Source organism: Mesorhizobium sp. M0217 (genome assembly GCF_040321955.1).
Lineage (GTDB): Bacteria > Pseudomonadota > Alphaproteobacteria > Rhizobiales > Rhizobiaceae > Mesorhizobium.
This window is the reverse complement of the sequence record NZ_JAMYSN010000065.1, coordinates 1-1297: the sequence shown is the minus strand read 5'-3', so window position 1 is coordinate 1297 and position 1297 is coordinate 1. Positions and strand designations below refer to the sequence as shown.

General features: G+C 59.1%; 1 protein-coding gene. It reads left to right on the top strand.

What is annotated here, in order from left to right:
• The first annotated feature begins 373 nt into the window (after positions 1-373).
• Positions 374-622 carry a hypothetical protein gene (locus tag NKJ18_RS32925; RefSeq protein WP_023699417.1) on the top strand — a complete coding sequence of 83 codons (249 nt, stop codon included), beginning with the start codon at positions 374-376 and terminating at the stop codon, positions 620-622.
• Positions 623-1297: the final 675 nt, after the last annotated feature.

Genomic DNA, 1297 nt, shown 5'->3' with positions numbered 1-1297 from the left:
AAACTGCTTCGCCGCCAGCGGCGCACCGCCCTCGTTCGTGAGGCGTATATAGTCGCCACCAACCAGAACTGTCAACAGTCATCGACGATGTTTTTTCGATTTCTCGTGGAGATATCCACGGGGCGGAAATTCGTGAGCTGGCTTGGCTGAAATTGTGAGTGGTGTTCCGCTGAGGATCACTCTTCTACCAAGCTCCCACCTAGGCGGCGGCAGGTGCGTGCCATCGGCCTGAGAATCGCCTCCTGGCGAGTGTCGATCCCCACGCCAGCCTAAGCAGCGCTTCAGAGCCGGCCTTCCAGCAATTCCGCCGTGATGTTGCGGCCGGCGAAAAAATACCCAGGACCAGACCCGTTCGGCATCGACTGCGAAAGCAATGCTGACGGCACGTCGCCAGCTGATGATCCGCGGACCAGGCATGATCTCGACCCGCTCTGTGCCGCACTGTGGAAAAGTCGACACGCTCAGGCAATGGTCGCGCATGCCGACAACGAAATTCCAAGCGATCGCCGGCGACGCACGGGTCGGCTACGTCGTCATAGAACTGGCCGAGTTCAGTTCCGCCTTGGGGTGGAAGACAATGCGGTACTCCATTGCCTATTTGGCTTTCGCCTGCTTCGCGTGATGACGCGCCTCGAGTCGCGGAAAAACCGTCTCGACAGGGATGCCCTTAGCCGGATCCTGCCGGAGCTCGGTCAGGCGCGCCGGAACCTCCTCGCGCAGCCATCTCTCCCGCTCCGCCTCGAAATCCTCGAGCATACGTAGGCCGGCGCGAACATCTCAGGCATTGTTGTAGCGGCCTGATTCGAGCTGCTTCCTGATGAAGCTCTCATAGTGGTTCGTTCAGAGCGTAGTCGGGCACGGCAACCTCCTGGAAGATTATGGCGCCGATCAAGCCCGGTAGCAATAATAGCAATGATTGGAAGCGCACGATCACGGTTCGTTTTCCAAGATTTGATGGCGAGAGAATGGTTCGTCGCCTGGTTTTGCAGGGTCCAAAGCGTCCGGTCACCATCGCGCCGGCGCGTGGCGGTTGCCGCGCTGACAGAGCCGGGAGCCAACCGGCTTCGCGTGGGCAAAGGTGCCGAATACAAAAAGGCTTGCGAGCTACTGGCAGTTGGGGGTCATGATTTGGCTTTTCTGTCCCACGGCGTCGGCTTCGCCTGCTTCCGACCCCTGGTGCAGGTTAAAATCGCCATCGATCACGGTCCGAACGCAAAAAGCCCGCGTGAAGCGGGCTGTTTTTGATGTTGGTTGCGGGGACAGGATTTGAACCTGTGACCTTCAGGTTATGAGCCTG